We start from the raw sequence: 20,775 nt of genomic DNA, 5'->3' as shown, positions 1-20,775 counted from the left end.
CGCCTCACGCCGCGGCCGCGGCGCAGCACCTCAGTGGCGGAACTCATCGGGGTCGATCTCGTAGCGCTTCAACCAGCGATGGATCTGCATCCTGGCTTTGCCCATGGCGCGCGCCACGCCAGCGATGTTGCCGCTGTGCGCGCGCAGGAGCGCCTTGAGCTCCTCGGGCCGGGTCGGATCGTCCCCCTGCTCCGCGGCGCCCACGGCGTTGCGCCTCAGGGCGCTGTTCAGGTGATCGAGCTCGATCGTGCCCCGCTGCGCCAGCACCGCCGCGGTCGTGATGCACTGCTCGAGCTCGCGCACGTTGAGCGGCCAGCCGTACGTGACGAGGGCGCGCGCCGCGCGCGGGTGCAGCTGGATGTGCTCGGCGCGCTCTGCGTCGGCGCGCCGGAGGATCGCGCCGAGGATGAGGCCGAGGTCCTCCCGGCGAGCCCGGAGCGGCGAGAGCTCGACGGCGTGACCGGAGAGGCGCGCGAGCAGGTCGGAGCGGAAGTCGCCCGAGGCCGCCATCCGCTCGATCGGCCGGTGGGTGGCCGCCACGACGCGGAGGTCCACGGAGATCGAGCGCGTGCCGCCGACGGGGCGCACCTCGCGCTCCTGGAGCACGCGGAGCAAGGCCACCTGGGCGGACAGGGGCAGGTCGCCGATCTCGTCGAGGAAGAGCGTGCCGCGATCGGCGCTGCGCACGAGCCCGGGGCGATCCTCGGTCGCCCCGGAGAAGGCGCCCTTCCTGTGCCCGAAGAGCTCGCCTTCGACGAGATCCCGCGGCAGCGCGCCGCAGTTGATCGCCACGAACGCGCCCGGCCTGCCCGAGAGCGAATGGATGGCGCGCGCCATGACCTCCTTGCCGGTGCCCGTCTCGCCCTGGATCAGCACGGGGATGGTGGAGGCCGCCACCACCCTGAGCTGCTCGAACATCTCGAGCTGCGACGGGATGAGGGAGAGCAGCCCGGGGACGTGCGCGGCGAGGCTCGACGCTTCCAGCAGCGTGACCTGCTCGGCGCCGCGGGGAATCGCCGCGCGGTAGAGGAAGAACGTGCGGCCCAGCTCGAGCACGTCGCCCTCCGCGAGCTCGGCGTGCTTCCTCGGCGCCCCATTGAGGATGCTGCCGTTCTTGGAGCCGCAATCCTCGAAGCACCACCGGCCGAGGACCCGCATGATCCGCGCGTGCCTCGACGAGAGCCATGGGTCGTCGAGCCGGATCTCGACGCGCCGGCGTGAGCCGCTGTCCGCGACCTCCAGCCTCCGGGCATTGCCGCGGCCGATAACGACCTCCTCCACGTCATCGAGCGCGATGCGCGCCGACGACGCGAGCGGCCGATGGCTGTCCGCGATCAGAAACAAAAAGCTGCCGTTGCCTGAATTGTCCAGATACAACTGTCCGCCCGTGGCGGATAGCGTTCGTTGATCAGGTTCACCAGGCACGAACCCAGTCGTACCCAGTCGGGCAGACGCGGTCAATATGCCACGGGCGGCATTCCGAGCGGCTGCCGCGCGGGTTAGTCATCGTCCGCGGGCGTGCGCCGCGTCTGGTCACCGATCGGCCAGGAACGCCGCGAGCACCTTGCACGGCGCGGCGCACAGGAGCATCCGGGCGGGGGGCTCGACCGACCCGTCGTCCGCGCTGCGCGCCTTGATCGCGAGGGATCGTTCGGGGAAGGTCGGGCAAGGCCTCGACTCGGCGAGCGGAGCGCATCGCGAGGCCATCGTCTGGCCGATTCGACCAACTCCCTGGCCGGCGCGACCAAGCAGCTCATCAGGCCGATCGCTAGATCTGCCACATGTCCAGCCGCGCAGGCGCGCGTCGCGCCTCGCCGGACGCGTGGAGGCTCAAAGCCATGATCGGTCGAATGGAACTGTCGCGAAATTCAAGGAGGGGCTCAATGGCCCTCGCGCTCGCCACCACCCTCGCTGTCGCAGGGGGCTGCCCCATGTCGGATGAGGATGGCGCCGGCGGCAGCTCGACGAGCGCAGGGCACGGCGGCTCGTCGGCCTCCGGCGAGGGCGGCTCCTCGAGCTCCGGTGAAGGAGGCTCCTCGAGCTCCGGTGAAGGAGGCTCGGACCGCTGCGCCCCGGTCGCGACGCACAACGGGATCATCTCTATCCAGGAGATATCGATTCAAGGGGTGCCTCAAGCGGGCCACGGCCTCACTGTGCAAGTCCTGTTCACCGCGTCCAGGCCTCCTACTTACGAGGAGAGGCCCGGGCAAGTCGAAGGATGCAAGGCGTGGGTCTACGACACGGAGGACAGCCCGCCGCCGGCGCTGACGGATCAAGGCGAGATCACGATTGCCGGCCTCCAAGGCGGGCCCATCGCGTGCCGCTTCGCTGGCTCGGGTTATGTGTGCCCGACGTCGACTGGGACCGGCCAGGCGAGCGTCGCGCCGGGTCAGACGGGGACCGCGGCCTACACGATCGAGGGCGCGACGTTCTCCGCGGCCGACGTCGGCCGTTACCTGCGCGTCACCGGCGCGGCGAACGTGAAGAACCAGGGCGCGTTCCCCATCGTCGCCGTGGAGTCGAGCACGACGGCGATCGTGGTCAACCAGGGCGCGGCGGAGGAAGCCTTCGCGGCCGAGTACACAGTCCTCGCCGGGGCGGGGCCCGTTCCGAACAACCCCACCAACCCGATCGAGGGCGGCGACGAGGTCGTCGTGGGCATCTCGCCCGGCGGCGAGATGGCCTTCGACTTCCCCGACAGCGCGCCCATCGTGGCCGGCGAGGCGTTCACTCCCGACACCGCGTCGGCGGCCGCCCTCGTCGCGGTGCCGCTCGACGGAAGCCCATTGACGCTCGGCTGCGGCGGCCCGGGGGGCAGCTGCGGGCCGGCGCAGGCCACGATCGTGCGCCTCACCAGCACGGACGGTGACGTCGAGGGCGCGTCGCCGTTCGCGATGCCCCCGCCCGCGCGCAAGCAGGTCGAGATTCAATGCGTCGCGCTGGGAGGTGATGGCACACTGACCATCCCGGCCGAGGCGATGAAGCTGCTCCAGGAGGCCCACCAGGTCTCCCCGATCTCGCGCATCCGGACGGCGCTGATGCGCGAAGGGTGGGCGGCCCCCGCGAACGCCGCCTCCCTGCCTCCGAACATCACGACCCTCCTCGTCGGCCACGGGCTCCTCGGCTTCACCAGCCCCTGACACCCGCGGTGCCTGCGCCCTGATCGGCGCGTCAGAGCGCGCTCGCCCCGCCGCGCTCTTGCGCCGCGGCGAACGCCGGCGAGCGACCTCCGGTGCGGATCCTGCATAATCGCGGGCGCATGCACCGCCCGCTGCCCACCGTGATGACGTCCGTGGCCAGGCTGGTCGTCGACCTCGGGCTCCGCGACGGCATCCGGCTGGGCGCGATGGAGCGCGCCGCGCGCCTGCCGCCGCTCGCGGCCGATCCCGAGCGGCGCATCGAGATCGACCGGCTGCTCGATCTGTGGACGTATCTGGGTCAGACGCTGGACGACCCGTCGCTGCCGATCCGCGTCGCGCAGCGGGCGAGGGTGGAGGACCTGCATGTGCTCGGCTTCGCGATCATGACCGCGCCCTCCATCCGCGATGCGCTCGACACCGCGGCGCGGTACAGCGCGCTCCTGACCGACTCGGGCCGATGGGAGACGGTCGAGAGCGCGAAGCGCGCCGAGGTGCGGTGGCATCGCCTGCGGCCGCTCACGCTGGGGCACCGCCTCTCCAACGAGACAGCGCTGGCGCAGAACCTCGGCTGTCTGCGGCAGATGGCGGGCGACGACCTCACGCCGCTGGAGGTGAGCTTCCGCCACGCGGCGCCGCCGCGCCGGACTGCGCACCTGGAGTTCTTCCGTTGCCCCGTGCGGTTCGACGCGCCCTGGGACGGGATGGTGTTCCGCCGCGAGGTCCTCGACATGGTGCCTGCGGGCGCGAACCAGAGGTTATGGGAGTACCTGTGCCGGAGCGTGAGCGCCCTCTGCGAGCAGCTCGCGCCGCCGTCGATCGCGGACGGCGTGCGGCACCAGCTCGTCCGCGCGCTCTCGAGCGCCGAGGGCGCGATCCCGACGCTGGACGACGTGGCGCGCTCCCTCGGCACGACGGAGCGGACGCTGCGCCGGCGCCTGGCGGTCGAGCGGACGAGCTTCCGGAAGCTGGTCGAGGAGGTGCGCCGCGACCGCGCGGCCGACCTGCTGGCGAGGAGCAGCGTGACCGAGACGGCGCTCCGGCTCGGCTTCTCGGACACGACCGCGTTCAGCCACGCGTTCCGGCGCTGGTTCGGCTGCCCTCCACGCGAGCTCCGGGGCGCGAGGGGGGCAGCGGGCAATCAGGGGACGTGAGCGGGGGCGACGCTGGGACGGCGTCCGCGGCTGCATCGCTAGAGCGACAAACGGGTTGAAACCCCGGAAAAGAACAGGAATTTGAACCGCCAAGCGCACCAAGGACGCCAAGATTCTGTTTTGTTCTTGGCGTCCTTGGCGCCTTGGCGGCTAATTTCTCGCTCGATCAACGTGATCGATGTCCTAGCCACGATTCGACATGGGTGAACCGCTGCGTCATGCGCGCCCCCGAAGCTGTCACAACCCGTGGAGCCACCCCGACCTCGGTCGGCTCGAAGCATTATTCGTCGGCAGACTCGAGGAGCCCGGGCCGAGGTCACGGTGCACCTCGATACACGTTCCGATGACTCGCTCGGACAGATCTCACAATCTTCACGATTCCCTGTTTCCCTGTGCCCAATCGATGCTCATGCCCAATATATCGACGCGGGGCCAGCTCTGGTTGCGCGGAATTGACATCGCCGGGCGCCACATGCAAACGAGTGCCATGAAAGCCGCCGACCCCGATCGAGCAGGCCCGAAGAATGGTCCCCACCTCTCCGCCTCTCCCCGTTGGGCTCTCTCTCCTCCCCGTCTCCCCGTGTACTCTCCCTTTCTCTGTCTCCCCTCCAACAAGCCGCTGGTGCCGACCACGCTTCGCGCGGCGGCACGCCGGCAAGACGTTCGGCGGCCGAGTGCGACGCCGATGTGGGACTGGCGGACGCACCTTCGCGCGCCGTGGCGGCGCCGGCGCGCCCAGCCATGCACCCTACGTGCCAGGGCGGCAAGCCGATCGGCGCGATGGGGAGACGGCTGGGCGAGCGCGGCGATGGCGATGCCTCGTCCGCGACGGACGATGCCAGCCCATGGCGCTGAGTCAATCCGATTCGCCGCGGGAACCAGGCAGCAGAACGTGCCGGCTCTCGCCCGCCACGCGGCGCTTGACACGGGCGAACGTCTGGGTGTTGCTAGAGTTCCCGGAGAGGATTGAAGCATGAGCTCGGCCGCATCCCTGAAGACCTTCCTGAAGGACAAGAAAGCGCGCGATGAGGAATCGGGGCGCCTCGCCGACAAGGAAGAGAAGATCAAGCTGCGCAGCGCTGCGATCGGTGATCTCTTCAACCGCATCGAGGGCTGGCTCAAGCCGTCGGTCGACGAGGGCATCGTCGAGCTGGAGAGGGGCTCCTACGTCCATTCTGACGAGCAGCTCGGTATGCTCTCCGAGGAAAGCATGAAGCTGATTGTCGGGGTATCGGAGGTCTTCTTCGCGCCTCGTACGGGCACCATTGCCGGCGCCTCAGCTCGCGTAGACATGACCTGTGATGCCCGCACGCTGCCCATTGTGCTGCTGCCGGACCGCGGATGGCACTTCCTCGTGCGAGGCCCGATCACTCGTACTGAACCCGTCACCGAGGACTCGTTCGCGGACGCGTTAAGGGAGCTTCTCGACGGATGAGCTTCTTCGCGGACCGACCGCGCGCCTCGCAACTTCGGCAGTGGCATCTCGAGATGCGAGCTGCCATTGACGACCGCGAACTCAAGATACTGGATCTGATTGCTCAACACCTCCCGGTTCCGAATGCAGTTCTGGGTATGACGAAGGAGGAGGTAACCGTCTACCTCGAGGACGCGCGCCGCGAACTCGATGCCGCGGCGAGCCTTTTGGCGCTTGCCGAAGCTGAAGCCGTGCTCCGCGTCGATTATCTCTCTCGAGTCCAGCGCAAAGCGAAGGATCCCGTCAGCAGAACCTACCGCGAGCTGTACAAGGACAAAGAAGCAAGCGTACGGCTCGATGAAGATCTACTGGCCACTTGGGTCACCCACCACGCGGAGTGCAAATCCGCAGTGTCCGAGTTCAGGGCGGCGCTGAACCTTCGCCATTGGCTCGCGCACGGTCGATATTGGACCCCAAAGCTGGGACGGGCGTACGCTCCCAAGGACGTGTTCGAGATAGCTGAGCGACTCTTCGCGAAGCTCCCCGGAGTCACCGGCTGGACCTGACGCGCCATGCGCGGAAGTAGTCGAGGATGGCCGTAGCGCTCACCACCGAGCAAGATTCGGGTGCTGACGACTCGCCTGGCCGGTGCACCGCAGCACAGCCATAAGGCGTTCGACAGCCAGGACCTCCCGCTACATCACACATTTGAGACCACGTAATCCTACAACCCGCGAGGAGACATGGCCGAACCGTACACCATACGAATCTACGTCCCAGCCGGCGATCCAGAAGGACTGAAGATTGTCGATCGGCTTAACTGGACCGGTGTAGGAGTCGCCTTTCCTCGGCTATTGTGGCCAGAGATTGCTGCGCGGCCGGAGTTCGCAAGAGCTGGGGTGTACGTCCTGAGCGGCACGGAAGAGGGATCCGCCGACGATCTACCAACGATCTACGTCGGCCAAGGAGACGGCGTCGGCGAGCGAATCAGGGCTCACTATGCCGAGAAAGAGTTCTGGGAGTGGGGATACGCCTTCGTCTCGAGCAACAGCGGTCTGAACCGCGCGCACATCACCTGGCTGGAATACGCGCTACTGGAGAGAGCCCGCAATGCCGGGCGATGCCATTTGAACAACGCGAACGCCCCTCGAGAGCCCGGCCTGACGGAGGCCGAAAAGGCGGACACGCAGGGATTCCTTCGAGAACTCCTTCGCATCCTTCCACTTCTGGGCGTTCGCGTCTTTGAGAAGCCCGTCCCCATCGCTTCGTCCAACACACCACGCGCGGCTGCCGTGCCCGTGTCGCAGATCGACGATCGCGACACCATTGTAGTTCCCGCTCAAGAGGACGGGTTTCGTGACGTTTTCCTGGCCGAAAACTGCTGGTATGCGATCAGGGTCAGCGGTGGCATGCTGACGCGAATCAAGTACATCGCTGCGTATCAGACCGCCCCGATATCCGCGATTACTCACTATGCGCCGGTGCGCGCGATCGAGCCCTACGGGGACGAGGGGAAATATCGACTGGTCTTCTCGGAGGCCCCCAAGCCGATTGGTCCTATCCCCTTCGCGAACGCCCCGACGGGCTCCATGCAAGGCCCCCGCTACACGAGCCTTGCCAGGCTCAAACTCGCGTCGAAGGTTGCAGATCTATTTGTCAAGTAGGATTATCCTGACGCCCCGCACTGCGGAACGACTCGCTGCTGCCGACGGCGCTGCGCGCCGCGGCAGACCGGCGCACCGTACGTCGTATGTCGGGCAGACGGCTTACCGCCTGATCGGTCGGGGCCTGGACAAGCAGGGAGCGGTTGTCGATGTGAGCATCGCGAGCGGCGCCCGCTTGTTCGACACCGCGGGGATGTACGGCCACGGCGCCTCGAACGCGCAGTCTGAGAGCTGACGCGAGAGACCGGTGCCTCCATCGCGACTAGTCGGCCTGCTCCGGGAGCTCCCCGAGGTGCGCGACAGGAGCCGTTGCCATGTGGCCCTGCACTGGTTGATCCAGAAGAACGTCGTCTCCGTACCGGGCGCGAAGAGCAGCGCGCAGGCACGACACAACACGGGTGCACTCTCGTTCGCGCGGTCGAGCTCGGAGATCAAGGACATCGAGCGTGAGGCGGCCGCGTGGCGCGAATAGAAGGACGAGCATGCACCCCCTGTTTCTGACCGCGGCTTGCAGGACAGCGAACCTACACCGCCCGCCATGAGGTCCTCCGCTTTTCTGGACCGGGCGCTCGCGCAGGCGGCGGAGCAGCGGATAGCGTGGAAGGATGAAGAACCATCTGCAATTTCTCCTGGTGATCGCGCTGTTCTTCGCCGCCTGCGACTCCACGCCGAGCAACGGCGGCGACGGCGGCTCAGGGCCCGACGTGCCCTCGCCGCACCCCGACGGCGGCGGCGGACCGAACGATGGCGGCGGCGGCGGCGGAACGAGCGATGGCGGCGCGGGCGGCGGCGACACGTCGCCGTCCGGCACGCTGAGCGAGCGCTACGCGGACGACGTGGGGCTCGCCGGTGACCCCGCGGTGCTCTTCCACGACGACTTCGAGCAGGGCTGGGGGCGCTGGGACGGGCCCACCGCCGACACGCGCTATCTGCACATCGAGACCGACCCGGCCACGGCCCACGCCGGGCAAGGCTACCTCCGCTCGACCGTGACGACCGCCGATCTGGCGGAGGAGACGTACATCTCGTCGTCCACGTGGGTCACCCATGAGCGCGTCGACGCGCTCTACTGGCGCTTCCATGTGCGCTTCCCCGAGCTCGCCCCGAACCCGCACCACTGGGTGCGCATGGCGGCGGGCACCGAGAGCTGGGACAGCAGCGGCCGCGCGAACACGGTGCCACCAGGAGACGAGGGCTTCTGGTTCGACTTCGACACGACCACCGACGACGTCTTCAACTTCTACGCCTACTGGTACAAGATGCGCTCCGGGCGCTGCAACGACGGGACCGCCACCCCTGGCTGCGCCGGCGATCAAGGCACGACGTATTACTACGGGAATGTCTTCCAGCCGCCGGATCAAGCGCCGTTCCCGCGCGACCGGTGGTTCTGCGTCGAGATGCACGCGCGCGCCAACACGGTCGGCCAGAGCGACGGCGCGCTCGCGTTCTGGATCGACGGCGTGGCGATCGGCGACTACCGCCCCGGCTACCCCGACGGCACCTGGCTCCGCGCCCAGTTCCACACGGGAGGGTGCGACTTCAGCGCGTGCACGCCGCCCGAGCCGTTCGGTGGCTTCGACTTCCGATCGAGCGATGACGTGCGCTTCAAGAGCTTCATGCTCGACGCCTACTACGAGCGCGACTCCGACGCGCGCCGGCGAGCGGAGATGGAAGAGCTCGGCATGACCGTCTCCGACACACACACCATCCTCTACGACGATGTCGTCGTCGCGACCGAGCGCATCGGCTGCCGCCGCTGAAGCACGCTCCGCGCTCGGCCCTCTCCATGGTACCCTCCCGCGCATGGGTACCGCGAACGCCCCCGCCCCCCGACGGCGCTCGGCCCTGCGCTGCGCCGCATGCGCGGCCCTCCTGCTGGCCGCGTGCGGCCCCGCGCCCACGCTGGCCGAGCCGCGCGCGCCGGAGCCGCCGCCCGCCGCCGAGACGGTCTACATCGTCCTCCAGGATCCGCCCCCGGCGGCGACGACAACGGCGGCCGACGGCTGGGTGCCGGAGGAGTTCCCCGGCGACAACCCGTTCGAACAGACACGGACCTGGATCGGCGATTACGACTGCCCGCAAGGCACGACCGAGATGACGTTCCGGATCCTGGAGGTCAAGGGCGACAGGATCAAGGCCGTGTTCGGCTTTCATCATGCCGAGTCCGGCGCCGCCGGCAAATACCTCATGAGCGGCCGCTACGACGCCGAGACGCGGACGGCATCGTTCTCGCCCGGCGCCTGGCTCGAGCGCCCGCCCAACTACGTCACCGTGGGCATGAAGGGCGACCTCGCGTTCGACGGCTCGCTCTTCGCCGGACGCATCGAATACCCCGACTGCGGCGCATTCCGGCTCCGGCCGGCGGGGTAGCGCCGCCCCTCCCGCTGCTCGTCGCCGGGCCACGCCGAGCGACGAGCAGCGGTTTCATGATGTGGGCAGTCGCGCGAGCGAGGGGCGCGGCGCGATCCTCATCAGGGCGTGCTCGACGGGTCCGCCGCGTCGCTGCCCTCGTCTTCCTCGTCGCCGTCGCGGAAGCCGTCGCCGTCGCGATCCAGCCCCATCCGCACCCCCGAGCCCGGCGGCGCGCACGTGTACGTGAGCTCGCCCCGGTTGCGCGAGGCCCGGTGCCGCAGCGCCGCGTCGCGGATCGGCGCGTCGCAGAGCCGGTCGCCGACGAACAGGCCCGCGCCGACGTAGAGGAACCCGGCCGCCTCGTGGTCGTGCGATCCCTTGACCACCAGATCGCACTCCCCTGCATCAGCCCGCGCGCGGAGCAGATCGATCCTCGGCCCGACCACGGCCGCGTTGTGCCGGGTGAGCGTCACCTGCTGCCCGACGATCGGCGCCAGGTTGCTGTCGAACGCGAGCAGGAACTGCTCCACCTCGCGCCGCATCACGTCGCCCTCCGGCCCCGGCGGGAACCCGCCCGGGGTGAGCGGCGACTGGTTGAACCCCATGTCGGGGGTCGCCGAGCTCACGAAGCGGAAGAGCGTCGGGACGCCCCCTTCGTTGTTGAAGCCGAAGCCGCGGACCTGGTCGCCCATGTGCGCGTCGCTGCCCGGGAAGAGCTCGTTGTTCGCCATCCCGAACATGCCGACCTTCTGGTACAGATTGCGGAAGTGCGGCGACTTGAAGGCCTCGGTCTCCAGGTCGAACGTGTACCGGCCATCGCCGCCGAAGAAGCCCGGCGCGTCGACGCCGAACTCCTCGTTCGCGTGGCGGTCGAGCACATGGCACGAGACGCAGGTGCCCTCCTCGCTGAAGTCGGACACGTTGTTGAAGAAGAAGCCGCGCCCGGCCTGCTGCGCCGGGGTGAGCGAGTTGTCCAGCGCCCGGATCGGGTTCGGCGGATAGGTGACCTGCAGGATGAAATCGGCGAACGCCTGCATGTCGACCTCGGGGATGAACTCGCTCCTCCCCAGGAGATCCGTGAACGCGGCCTGGAACTCCATGAACGCCGTCACCTCGTCGAACGTCCCGCTGTCCGGGTGCGCGCTCGGCTCCTCATCGCCGCCGGTGCGATCGCCGCGCCAGTGCATGGGCCCGTGGTTCGCCATCCCGCGGAGGCTCTGCGTCGTCATCGGCCCCTTCATCGGGTGGTGGGTGTCGGGTATCCCGAAATCCAGCGGGTGGGACTCGAACGGCCCCGGGATGTCGGCGACAACGCCGTCCGGATTGCCGAGATCCCAGGCCAGGCTGTCGAAATCGCCGTAAACATGGCAGCTCGCGCACGACGAGTCGCCGTGGCTCGACTCGAACGACGCGTCGTAGAGGAACCGGCGGCCGGCGACAACGCTCGGCGGCTCCGGGTTGTGCATCGGCACGTGCGCGATCTCGGACCTGGTCGTCGTGCTGAGGATCGAGATCGCGTTGTCGAAGCGCGTGATCGTGTACAGGCGCCGCCGCGCCTCGTCGAGCAGGAGCCCCGTCGGGCCGCCGCCGGGCACCGGGATCTGCTTGGAGGCGCTCGGCACGAAGGTGTTGTTCTCCAGGGCGGCCGTGCTGAACACCCCGATCTTGGACGAGCCTATCGTCGCCACGTACAGCGTCTTGCCGTCCTTCGTGACGGCCATCTGCTGCGGGAGGGCGAGGCTCTTCTGGTTCTCGGCGTTCGGGACCGGGGCGCAGCACGCGTCGTAATCGATGTGTTTGTTGAGGTGCCTCGGCTTGACGCTGCCCGCCGGGCCGAGGACGGTGATCCTGCTCTCGTGCAGGTGGCCTCGCACCGTCTGGCCGGCGAAGATCCCGGGCCCCTCGAAGCGCTTCTCGTTCCGCGCCTCGGTGTTCGACACGTACACCTTCCCGCTGACCGGGTTGACCGCCATGTTGTAGAGGACGGTGCCGACGCCGGTGTAGAACCCGGCGGCGCCGGGCAGCTGCCTCGGCGGGTTCGCGTTCGCGTCGATGACGAACACGTCCTTGTCGGGCAGCGAGAGCCGGACGGAGCCGTCCCAGACGCGGTTCAGCTCGTCCACCCAGTGGGAGCCATTGAACTTGACGATGAGCCCCGTCTCCGGGTGCGGGATCCCCTCCGCGTTGGTGGCCGGCCCGGGCACGCCCCCCGCAGCCTCTCCGCCGTTCGGGATGATGCCCTCGTGGATCGCGGTGGTGCGGTTCCCGGAGTGGAAGGCCGCCGCATACACCTTGCTGCCGTCCGGCGTCACCGCGAGCGCCCTCGGGGTATCGCTGAACAGCGTGACGACCGTGAGGGGCGCGCCGGCGAGCGTCGACCCGAGGTGATTGGCGTCGAAGACCCATACGTCCGCCCGGCCCACGCCGGGGGTCGTGAGCTGGGGATCGAACGGGATGTTCTGCCCGCGGTGCGCCGTCGTGATGAACGCGCGGCGCCTTCCAGGACCCGCGAACACGATATCGCGCGGCTCGTCGCCCACGAGCAGCGTCCGCACGACCCGGCCCGAGCGCGCCCCCTGGGTCAGCTCGACGACGCTCACGCTGTCCGACAGGTGGTTGACGACCCAGACCTCGGTATCGCTCCGCGCCGCCACGGCCACCGGCTCGAGGCCGACGGGGATGGAGGCGCGGTGCTCGATACCCTGATCCTTGACCCGATACACCTCGAGGTGGTTGTCGGGCGTGTTCACGGCGAATAGCAGCTTTCCGTCGGGCGAGAGCGCGAGCGGACGCACATGGCCGCTCTCGAAGAGGGTGAAAGACGACGCCGCGTCGGCGGATCGGCCCGCCGCGAGGGCGACGAGCAGCGCCGACGCCGCGACGAGACGGGAGAGGACGTCGCGCACGACAAAGTACGAGGCCATGAGTCACCTCCGATGAGTGGGGTTCTCTTCAACTGATTTCGAATGGCAAGCAGACGATAAGACGCGAAGGCTGAGTTTAAGGGTAGTCGTGGCCGGCTCGCATTGCAATATCGCAATGGTTTTGCTTCAGCAATCGATGCCTTCGGCACACCTGCGCCGAGCTACCTACCGAGGTCTCGCGACGGTGCGAGGCAGTCCAGCCGGGCAGACGGCGCCGGCGACCTCGAGCCGCGCCCCCGGATCGCCGTGATCCGGTCGCAGAGCATCGCGGCGCCGCGGCGGTTCATGGTAGGCTGCGCAACATGCAGGGGGGCCTCGCAGCCGGGCCGTCGTCTCGGCGCCGGGAGCACGGCGCGCGGCGATCGGCGCGCATTCCGCGCTGTCGCGCCGCCGGGCGGCGCGCGCGGCCCGCACGACACGCCCCGGGAAGGAGCCCCGAGAGACCATGAAGACATCGGTTGCGCGACGCACCATCGGCTGGCTCGCGGTCTCCGCGCTGTCCGTCCTCGCCTCGGCGTGCCAGCCGGAGCCCTCGCCCGGCGATCGGGGCAAGGACGCGCGGCCGCCGCTCCGGGTCAGCCACGGCAGCTGGGTCGGGTACTTCCCGCTGTCGATCGCCGAGGAGAAGGGCTTCTTCGACCAGCAGGGCGTCGACGTGGAGCTCGTCGTCAACCCGGATCTCTACGGCATGATCTCCGATTTCACCGCGGGCAAGGTCGACGGCCTGCCGTGGACCATGGAGGTCGTCGTGCGCATCCTCGCGAGGGAGCCCGATGCGCGGGTCGTCCTCTACTCCGGCCAGACGGCGGGCGCCGACGTCATCATGGCGCGGCCGGAGATCCAGACGATCTCCGATCTCAAGGGGAAGAAGATCGCGGCCAAGACCGGCGCCATGGGCGAGATGCTTGTCAGCGAGATGCTGGAGAGGAACGGGCTCGCCATCGACGACGTGACGCTTGTCAACGTGAGCGAGACGGACGTCGCCCCGTTCCTGGCGAACAATACGATCCAGGCTGGGCACACCTGGGAGCCCTATGTCACGCAGGCGGCGAAGTCCGGCGCCAAGGCGATCTTCTCGAGCAAGGAGACGCCCGCGCTGTTCGCCGACTTCACGCTCTTCCGCAGCACGGTGCTGCGCGACCGGCCCGACGACGTCCGCGCCTTCATCCGGGCGTGGTTCCAGGCCGTCGAGTTCTGGAAGGCCCACCCGCAGGAGGGCAACGAGATCATCGCGAAGGCGCTCAAGATCCCGGCCTCGGACATCAGCACGGACGGATACGAGCTCTTCTCGCTGGAGGAGGTCCGACGGAGGTTCGCCCCGAACAACGACCCCACGTCGCTGGCCCCGCTCGTCAACAAGCACATCGATTTTCTCGTCCAGGACGGGCAGCTGGGGCGCCGCCCGGACCTCGACAACATCTTCGATTCGTCCTTCCTGCCGCCCGCCACGGGCCGCGAGTGACCGCCGCGGGCCGCGGAGCACCTGGAGAGCATCGCCACGGAGGTTCGACGAACGCCATGAGTCGCGCAATGCAGCAGCAGGTCCCGCTCATCACCCTCCGCATGAAGCTGATCGTGGCGCTCTTGACGGTCGCGCTCGCGCCGCTCTCGATCCTCACGCTCCTGAACAAGCGGACGAACGAGATGGTGTTGACCGAGAGCGCCAACCAGGCGCTCGCCGCGGCCGCGTCGCAGGCCGCGACAAGCGTCGACGACTTCATCGAGAGCAACCTGGACGCGGTCCGCGTCGAGGCCCGCCTGCCCGGGCTGACCAGCTACCTGAGCCTCGACGACGAGGCCCGGAGGAGCGGGAGCGAGGCGCACGCGCTCGCGTCGAGGACGCTGCACGGCCTCATCCGGAAGGACACGATCAACATCCTCTCCTATGCGCTGCTCGACGAGCGCGGGCACAACGTGCTCGACACGGTGCAGACGCCCGCGGAGAGGGACGAATCCAGGAGGGACTACTTCGTCCGCGCGATGGAGACGGGCCTGCCGTACGCGTCGTCGGTCGTGTTCGCCGGCGACGTGCCCCAGCTCGTCTTCAGCAGCCCCGTCCGCGACGCGCTGAACAAGAAGAAGACGATCGGCGTGCTCCGGTGCACCTACAACCTGTCCGCCGTCCAGCGGATCATCCTCTCCCAGACGCGCCTCCTGGAGGCGTCGGACGCGTTCGCGATCCTCCTCGACGAGCACCACGTCCGCCTGGCGCACGGCCGCTCCCCGGAGCTCGTGTTCAAGTCGCTGGTGCCGCTCGCCCCGGAGCTCGAAGGCCGGCTCAAGGCGGAGCGGCGGCTGCCGGACAAGCCGGCCGCGGAGCTGTCGACCGACGTGCAGGCCTTCGACGAGGGGCTGCGCCGGTTCGAGCGCGAGCAGGACCCGACCTCGACGGCGAGCCGCTTCCTGCAGGCCCGCATGGCCGCGCGGGGCGCCCCCATGAGCGCGGTGGCCCTCGCGCGCGTGAGCGCCTTCGACGGCATGAAGAAGCCGCCGTGGACCGTGGCGTTCGTGCGGCCGGAGGCGGCGTTCCTCGAGCCCATCGAGGAGAGGACGACGCGCGACGCGCTGCTGCTCGCCTCGCTGATCGCCGCGATCGTCACGGCGGTCGCCGTCCTGATGGCGCAGGTCCTGACGAGGCCGATCACCCGCCTCGCCCAGGCGGCGTCGCAGCTGGCGAGCGGGAAGCTCGACACAGCGGTCGAGGTGCGATCCCACGACGAGATGGGCACGCTGGCGGAGTCGTTCAACCAGATGGCGCGCCAGATCCAGGGGTCGTTCGAGGAGCTCGAGCACCGCGTCGAGCAGCGCACGGCCGAGCTGAAGGAGGCGAAGGTCGCCGCGGACGCCGCCAACAAGGCGAAGAGCGACTTCCTCGCCAACATGAGCCACGAGCTCAGGACGCCGCTCAACGGCATCCTCGGCTACGCGCAGATCCTCCGGCGCTCGCGGGGGCTGAGCGAGCAGGACCTGCGCGGGATCGACGTCATCCATCGCTCCGGCGCCCACCTGCTCACGTTGATCAACGACGTCCTCGATCTGGCGAAGATCGAGGCGCAGGCGATGGAGGCCCACGCGAACGATTTCCACCTGCCCTCGTTCCTGCGATCGACGGCCGAGATCTGCCGCATCCGCGCCGAGGAGAAGGGCATCGCGCTGGTGTATACGCCCGATCCCGAGCTCCCCACCGACGTCTACGCCGACGAGCGGCGGCTGCGGCAGGTGCTGATCAACCTGCTCGGCAACGCCGTGAAGTTCACCGAGAAGGGCCGCGTCTCCTTCACGATCAAGCGGCTGGGCGACGGGCCGCGCCCGCCGCACGGCTCCGCGCCGGACTCCGCCGCGATCCAGAGCGCGCCGCGCAGGACGCACCGGGTGCGCTTCGAGATCGAGGACACAGGGACGGGCATCAGCCCGGATCAGCTCGACCAGATCTTCCTCCCGTTCAAGCAAGCCAGCGACGGCAAGCGCCGCGTCGACGGGACGGGGCTCGGGCTCGCGATCAGCCAGCGCATCATGAAGCTGCTCGGCAGCTCCATCGAGGTGAGGAGCGAGCCCGGCAAGGGGAGCGTGTTCTGGATGGACGTGGTCCTCGCCGAGTCGCCCCGGCGAACCCAGCCCACGGCGCTCCGGCCCGCTTCGGCGGTCGCCGACTACGAGGGCAGGCGGCGCCACGTCCTCGTCGTCGACGACCAGCCCGAGAACCGCGCGGTGCTCGTGAAGATGCTGCAGTCCGTCGGGTTCGAGACGTCCGAGGCCACGGGCGGCAAGGAGGGCCTCGCGGCGGCGTCGGAGCGCGAGTTCGACCTGGTGATCACGGACCTCGCGATGCCGGAGCTCGACGGCTGGGAGATGATCCAGCTGCTCCGGAAGGCGCCGGGTCGAGCAGGATTGAAGATCTTCGCGTCGTCCGCGAGCGTCTTCCTCTCCGATCAGGACAAAAGCCTGGCCGCGGGCGCCGACGATTTCCTCCCGAAGCCGCTGCAGCTGGAGGAGCTCTACGACAAGATCCAGCGGCACCTCGGGCTCTCGTGGGTCTACGAGCAGCAGGGCGATCCTGCCGCGCCGGGCGAGGCGCCCGCCGGCGCCCACCGCGACCCGAGCTCACCCGAGCTCGCCGGCGGCGCAGATCTCCCGGTGACCGCCCCCGCCGCCGAGGATCTGCGGCTGCTCTTCGATCTCGCGCACAGGGGGCTCTTCAACCAGCTCCAGAAGCACCTCGACAGGCTCGATCGCGCCGATCCGAAGCTCGCGCCGTTTTGCAGGCACCTGCGCCGCCTGATGCAGGATTTCAAGATGGAACCCGTGGAAGATTTCATCAAGATGCACCTACGCGATTGACGTTGCTTGGACGGCGCGCGCCTTGGTCGTGGCAATGGGAGCGCGCGCTTCCTGGAGGGTAGAACGATGGATGCCAGTGAAGCCGGGACGATACTCATCGTGGACGACAACCCGAGGAACCTCGGTCTCTTGTCCGATACCCTGACGGGCTCAGGCTTCGAGGTCGCGGTGGCGGTGGACGGCGCGCGCGCCCTCCGGCTCGCGAGGGAGGGATTGCCGGATCTCATCCTGCTCGACGTGAAGATGGATGGGATGGATGGGTTCGAGACGTGCCGCCGGCTGAAGGGGGACCCGGCCACGGCCGCGATCCCCGTCATCTTCATGACGGCGAGCACGGACCTGTCTGCGGACCGGGTGAAGGGCCTGAACCTCGGGGCCGTCGATTACCTCGCCAAGCCGTTCCTGGACGAGGAGCTGCTCGCGCGCGTCCGGGTGCACACCAAGCTCAGGAAGCTGACGATGCGCCTCGCCGCGCAGGTGGACGAGCGGATCGCGGCGGAGGCGGCCTTGCAGCGGCTCACGCAGGAGCTGGAGAGGCGCGTGGGAGAGCGCACGGTGGCGCTGGAGCGCGCGCTCGAGGGGCTCACGCAGGCGCAGGCGCAGATGGCGACGGTCATCCGCGCGGCGCAGGCGGTCTCGGGCGAGATCGTCCTCGACGACGTGCTCGACCGGCTGATGCGGCTCACGCTGGAGCACGCCGGCGCGCGGAAATGCGTCCTCGTCCTCTCGCGCGAGTCCGGGCTGGTGATCGAGGCGTCGATCACGAGCGAGCCAGATACGGTGGTGCTCGGGCTCTCGGCGCCGGTGGGCCCGGGCGCCGATCTCGCTGTGTCGCTCGTGGAGGAGGTCGCGAGGACCCGTCAATCGGTCTTCGTCTGGGACACGGGCCGCGACGCTCGCCCGGAGGACGCGCGGTACCTCGCCGGGAAGGGGCCGAGGTCGATCCTCTGCCTGGCCATGATGTGCCAGGGCGAGCTGATCGGCGTCCTCTACATCGAGGGCGACGCGGCGCCGGAGCCGCTGCTCGCGGCGCAGCTGGAGACGCTCGGGCTCCTGGCCTCCCAGGCGGCGGTGGCCGTGAAGAACGCCCTGCTGTACGGGCACCTGGCCGACATGACGTCCGAGCTCCGCCGCTCGAACGAGCGCCTGGAGACCGAGGTGGCGCGCCAGACGGAGGAGCTCCGCCAGACGAACGAGCGCCTGCAGCGGGAGCTCGTGGAGCGCGCCCGGGCCGAGGAGGAGCGCGCCGCGCTGCAGGCGGAGGTCATCGACGCGCAGAGCGCCCGGCTCGCCGAGCTCTCGACGCCGCTCATCCCGATCACCGATCATATCATGGTGATGCCGCTCATCGGGACGATCGACTCCGCGCGAGCGGAGCAGGCGCTCGAGGCGGCGCTGAACGGCGTCCAGGCGAACCGGGCGAAGGTCGTCATCATCGACGTCACCGGGGTGACGGTGCTCGACTCGGCGGTCGCGAGCACGCTGATGAGCACGGCGACGGCGCTGCGGCTGCTCGGGTCGAAGACGGTGATCACCGGCATCCGCGCCGAGCTGGCGCAGACGCTCATCGATCTGGGCGTCGATCTCGGCGCCGTGGTGACCAAGGGGACGCTGCAGAGCGGCATCGGCTATGCGCTCCGGCAAGCCGGCGGCGGCGTGGCGGGCCTGCACGAAAGCGGCAAACACGCCCGCAACGGCGCCGCGCCCGGGCGCCGGAGCGGCCATTAGAGCGGTTCCCACCCGCCCCTGGCACGAGCGTCGCAGAGCGGCGGTCACCCGCACAGGAGACGGGTCCAGATCGGCGTTTTCGGCGCGGAAGCGCACTCCTGTGCGCTGAGCACCGAAAACGTCGAGGTGGGCCCGTATCCGAAGCGGGTGACCGCCGCTCTAGAGCGCCGCCCGGTACCCCAGGTAGCGCCCGAACGCGCGCATCGCCTGGTTCCAGTGCTTGGGCTCCTTCACCAGCATCTCCTTCACGCCGACGTCGGCCAGCGCGTCGCCCACCTCGATCCACCGCGGCTCGCGCGTCAGCGCGTAGGCGGCGCCGAACACGGGCACGATCAGCAGGTTGAGGTCGGCGGTCCCGCTGTCGTCGTACGCGTCGGTCTCGCAGCCCCACAGGTACCGGAACGCGCGCCCGTCCGAGGTGATGGCGCGCTCGGCGAGCCAGCCTGCCGCGCGCGCGACCACCTCGCGGACGCGCGGATCGCCGGTGAGCGCGTGGTAGTCCATGAGCGCGTCGACGAGCAGCGCGGTCATGAACGGCGAGCCGCCGCGCGGGCCGCGCTCGCACTCCGACGGGTCGGCGCGGGTCAGGTCGTGCTCGAACGCGCCCGACGCGCCCTGTCGCTGCCACGCGACCGTGCGATCCGCGAGCCCGCGCAGCGTCGACAGGAGCTCCGGCCGCGGGTCGAGCGCGTAGTAGCTCGACAGGGTCATCATCACCCAGGCCATGTTGCGCTCGGTCACGCGCAGCACGTCTTCCCTTCCGCCCGTGAGCGCGGCCTGGTTCTGCCGGAGGGCCTCGCCCATGGCGAGGACCGCCTCCCTGGCCGCAGGATCGCCGGTGAGCAGGTAGTCGTCGACCATCCCCTGGCCGAGCATGCGCCGGAGGACTCGCCAGGAGAGGGGCGCCGCCGGGCTCCAGTCGTCGCGCTCGCAGACGTGGACCGCGAGGCGGCGATCGGGCGAGAACCTGAGCTCGTGCTGCCGGTACCAGACGGCCTCGGCGCGCGCGCGCCGGTAGCGCGCGGCGTCGCCGTTGCGGAGGAAGCGCTGGTAGAGCGCGTGCGGGCCGTCGTAGTACGTGCGGTACGGGGCCGCGCAGCTGACGCCGTACGCGTCGTAGGCGGGCGTCATGCGGGCGAGCGCGCCCTCGATGCGGGCCTCGAACTCGGGGAAGCGGCGGTCGTCGATGGCCGGCAGCTGCGGCCCGGACACCAGGCTCGCCGCGTACCACGACGGCGGCAGCACCGCCGCGATCGGGCCGTCCGGGTTCGGCAGGAGCGCCTCGTCGAGCACGGCCGCCCGAGGGACCTGGAAGGGCTGCGGGACCTGGGCGAGCGGGGCGGCCTGAGGGGCTTGGCGGTCGGCGCGCTGCGAAGGTGACGATGGCGAAGGGGAGCCGAAATTCAGCGTGTAGATCGCTCGTTCTCCGGGCGCGAGCGCGGCGCGGAAGACGAGGAGCGCGCTGCGGATCGAGCGGCCCCTGGGCCAGATCGCGAGCGGCTTCGCGCGGAGCGGGACCGCCGCGCCGCGCGCGTCGCGCAGGCGGATGAGCCGGACGTCGCGCAGCGCGCCCGGCGGGAACGGCACGGCCGCCGACACGACGGCTTCCGGCGCCGGCGGCGCCGCTCCCGGCGGGCGCTTCAGGGGCGCGGGCGCGCTCGGCGCGGCGTCGGCGACGAGCAGCAGCGGGACCGATTCCGCGGCCGGCGGCGCCGGGAGCGCAGGCGCGCCGTGCGCCTCCAGGACGGCCCGCACGCCCGGCTCCACCCGGCGGGCGGCGGGCGCCCGAGCGGACGGCCGGCCGCAGCTCGCCAGGAGGAGCGGCGCTGCGAGGAGCAGCGCCGCGAGCGGGCGGCGGGCGGCGGGCCTCGCCTTGGCGCGCTGCGCATCCATGCCGCATCCGATGCTCTGCGCCCGCCGCGCATCGCGGCAGCGCCATCGAGCGCACGGCCGCGACGAGGCGGGCTGCTCGGCACGGCGCGCTCGCCCGGTCGCGCTTGATCGCGCTCGCCGGCGCCGCGGGAACGAGGGCAAGCAGCGCGTCGAGCTCGCCCGGCAGGCCGT

15 protein-coding genes are annotated in these 20,775 nt (G+C 69.7%); 11 read left to right on the top strand and 4 right to left on the bottom strand.

Going from position 1 to position 20,775, the window contains the following annotated elements; genetic code table 11:
* Positions 1-30: 30 nt before the first annotated feature.
* Positions 31-1,377 carry a sigma 54-interacting transcriptional regulator gene (locus WMF22_RS10720; protein ID WP_438035684.1) on the bottom strand — a complete coding sequence of 449 codons (1,347 nt, stop codon included), beginning with the start codon at positions 1,375-1,377 and terminating at the stop codon, positions 31-33.
* A 156-nt stretch (positions 1,378-1,533) separates the two neighbouring features.
* A complete protein-coding gene (locus tag WMF22_RS10715) occupies positions 1,534-1,707 on the bottom strand; it encodes a hypothetical protein (RefSeq protein ID WP_438035683.1) in 174 nt (57 codons plus the stop codon).
* A gap of 176 nt (positions 1,708-1,883) precedes the next feature.
* Here WMF22_RS10715 and WMF22_RS10710 point away from each other — a divergent pair, with 176 nt between their 5' ends.
* From WMF22_RS10710 to WMF22_RS10675, 8 genes are all read left to right on the top strand, one after another.
* Complete coding sequence (locus WMF22_RS10710; protein WP_438035682.1) at positions 1,884-3,140, top strand: hypothetical protein; 1,257 nt, start codon at positions 1,884-1,886, stop codon at positions 3,138-3,140.
* A gap of 119 nt (positions 3,141-3,259) precedes the next feature.
* The gene (locus tag WMF22_RS10705) at positions 3,260-4,291 is read left to right on the top strand and encodes an AraC family transcriptional regulator (protein WP_438035681.1); all 1,032 of its coding nucleotides are present in this window, start codon (positions 3,260-3,262) and stop codon (positions 4,289-4,291) included.
* 973 nt (positions 4,292-5,264) lie between these two features.
* Positions 5,265-5,726, top strand: coding sequence for a hypothetical protein (locus WMF22_RS10700; protein ID WP_438035680.1), 462 nt, complete (start codon positions 5,265-5,267; stop codon positions 5,724-5,726).
* Positions 5,723-6,271, top strand: coding sequence for a hypothetical protein (locus WMF22_RS10695; protein WP_437769168.1), 549 nt, complete (start codon positions 5,723-5,725; stop codon positions 6,269-6,271). The genes WMF22_RS10700 and WMF22_RS10695 overlap by 4 nt, the downstream gene beginning before the upstream one ends.
* Positions 6,272-6,448: 177 nt before the next feature.
* Complete coding sequence (locus tag WMF22_RS10690; RefSeq protein WP_438035679.1) at positions 6,449-7,369, top strand: GIY-YIG nuclease family protein; 921 nt, start codon at positions 6,449-6,451, stop codon at positions 7,367-7,369.
* 247 nt (positions 7,370-7,616) lie between these two features.
* Positions 7,617-7,841 carry an aldo/keto reductase gene (locus tag WMF22_RS10685; protein ID WP_438035678.1) on the top strand — a complete coding sequence of 75 codons (225 nt, stop codon included), beginning with the start codon at positions 7,617-7,619 and terminating at the stop codon, positions 7,839-7,841.
* 133 nt (positions 7,842-7,974) lie between these two features.
* The gene (locus WMF22_RS10680; RefSeq protein ID WP_438035677.1) at positions 7,975-9,129 is read left to right on the top strand and encodes a hypothetical protein; all 1,155 of its coding nucleotides are present in this window, start codon (positions 7,975-7,977) and stop codon (positions 9,127-9,129) included.
* A gap of 43 nt (positions 9,130-9,172) precedes the next feature.
* Positions 9,173-9,739 carry a hypothetical protein gene (locus WMF22_RS10675; RefSeq protein ID WP_438035676.1) on the top strand — a complete coding sequence of 189 codons (567 nt, stop codon included), beginning with the start codon at positions 9,173-9,175 and terminating at the stop codon, positions 9,737-9,739.
* Positions 9,740-9,840: 101 nt separating this feature from the next.
* Here WMF22_RS10675 and WMF22_RS10670 read toward each other — a convergent pair whose 3' ends face one another.
* Positions 9,841-12,645: a hypothetical protein gene (locus WMF22_RS10670; RefSeq protein ID WP_438035675.1), complete on the bottom strand. Its 2,805-nt coding sequence runs from the start codon at positions 12,643-12,645 to the stop codon at positions 9,841-9,843.
* Between the two features lie 445 nt (positions 12,646-13,090).
* Between WMF22_RS10670 and WMF22_RS10665 the strand changes: the two genes are divergently transcribed.
* The 3 genes from WMF22_RS10665 to WMF22_RS10655 all read left to right on the top strand — a co-directional run bounded on the left by WMF22_RS10665 (position 13,091) and on the right by WMF22_RS10655 (position 18,711).
* Positions 13,091-14,107 carry an ABC transporter substrate-binding protein gene (locus WMF22_RS10665; RefSeq protein ID WP_438035674.1) on the top strand — a complete coding sequence of 339 codons (1,017 nt, stop codon included), beginning with the start codon at positions 13,091-13,093 and terminating at the stop codon, positions 14,105-14,107.
* 56 nt (positions 14,108-14,163) lie between these two features.
* Positions 14,164-16,983 carry an ATP-binding protein gene (locus tag WMF22_RS10660; protein WP_438035673.1) on the top strand — a complete coding sequence of 940 codons (2,820 nt, stop codon included), beginning with the start codon at positions 14,164-14,166 and terminating at the stop codon, positions 16,981-16,983.
* Positions 16,984-17,049: 66 nt separating this feature from the next.
* Entirely contained in the window at positions 17,050-18,711 is a 1,662-nt protein-coding gene (locus WMF22_RS10655) for a response regulator (RefSeq protein WP_438035672.1), read from the top strand.
* 159 nt (positions 18,712-18,870) lie between these two features.
* On the opposite strand, the gene WMF22_RS10650 is transcribed toward WMF22_RS10655, so the two are convergent.
* Positions 18,871-20,604, bottom strand: coding sequence for a hypothetical protein (locus WMF22_RS10650; protein WP_438035671.1), 1,734 nt, complete (start codon positions 20,602-20,604; stop codon positions 18,871-18,873).
* Between the last annotated feature and the right edge of the window lie 171 nt (positions 20,605-20,775).

The sequence above is a fragment of the Sorangium sp. So ce204 genome (genome assembly GCF_051526795.1).
GTDB classification, from domain to species: domain Bacteria; phylum Myxococcota_A; class Polyangia; order Polyangiales; family Polyangiaceae; genus Sorangium; species Sorangium cellulosum_B.
Note: the sequence above shows the minus strand (reverse complement) of the source record. Positions and strands in the feature narration are given on the sequence as shown.

Excerpts from the sequence above, each read along its gene's own strand:
- WMF22_RS10695 (WP_437769168.1), top strand. The coding sequence starts at position 5,723 with ATGAGCTTCTTCGCGGACCGACCGCGCGCCTCGCAACTTCGGCAGTGG.
- WMF22_RS10675 (WP_438035676.1), top strand. The coding sequence starts at position 9,173 with ATGGGTACCGCGAACGCCCCCGCCCCCCGACGGCGCTCGGCCCTGCGC.
- WMF22_RS10655 (WP_438035672.1), top strand. The coding sequence starts at position 17,050 with ATGGATGCCAGTGAAGCCGGGACGATACTCATCGTGGACGACAACCCG.
- WMF22_RS10680 (WP_438035677.1), top strand. The coding sequence starts at position 7,975 with ATGAAGAACCATCTGCAATTTCTCCTGGTGATCGCGCTGTTCTTCGCC.
- WMF22_RS10700 (WP_438035680.1), top strand. The coding sequence starts at position 5,265 with ATGAGCTCGGCCGCATCCCTGAAGACCTTCCTGAAGGACAAGAAAGCG.
- WMF22_RS10660 (WP_438035673.1), top strand. The coding sequence starts at position 14,164 with ATGAGTCGCGCAATGCAGCAGCAGGTCCCGCTCATCACCCTCCGCATG.
- WMF22_RS10715 (WP_438035683.1), bottom strand. The coding sequence starts at position 1,707 with ATGGCCTCGCGATGCGCTCCGCTCGCCGAGTCGAGGCCTTGCCCGACC.
- WMF22_RS10690 (WP_438035679.1), top strand. The coding sequence starts at position 6,449 with ATGGCCGAACCGTACACCATACGAATCTACGTCCCAGCCGGCGATCCA.
- WMF22_RS10705 (WP_438035681.1), top strand. The coding sequence starts at position 3,260 with ATGCACCGCCCGCTGCCCACCGTGATGACGTCCGTGGCCAGGCTGGTC.
- WMF22_RS10710 (WP_438035682.1), top strand. The coding sequence starts at position 1,884 with ATGGCCCTCGCGCTCGCCACCACCCTCGCTGTCGCAGGGGGCTGCCCC.
- WMF22_RS10670 (WP_438035675.1), bottom strand. The coding sequence starts at position 12,645 with ATGGCCTCGTACTTTGTCGTGCGCGACGTCCTCTCCCGTCTCGTCGCG.
- WMF22_RS10650 (WP_438035671.1), bottom strand. The coding sequence starts at position 20,604 with ATGGATGCGCAGCGCGCCAAGGCGAGGCCCGCCGCCCGCCGCCCGCTC.
- WMF22_RS10665 (WP_438035674.1), top strand. The coding sequence starts at position 13,091 with ATGAAGACATCGGTTGCGCGACGCACCATCGGCTGGCTCGCGGTCTCC.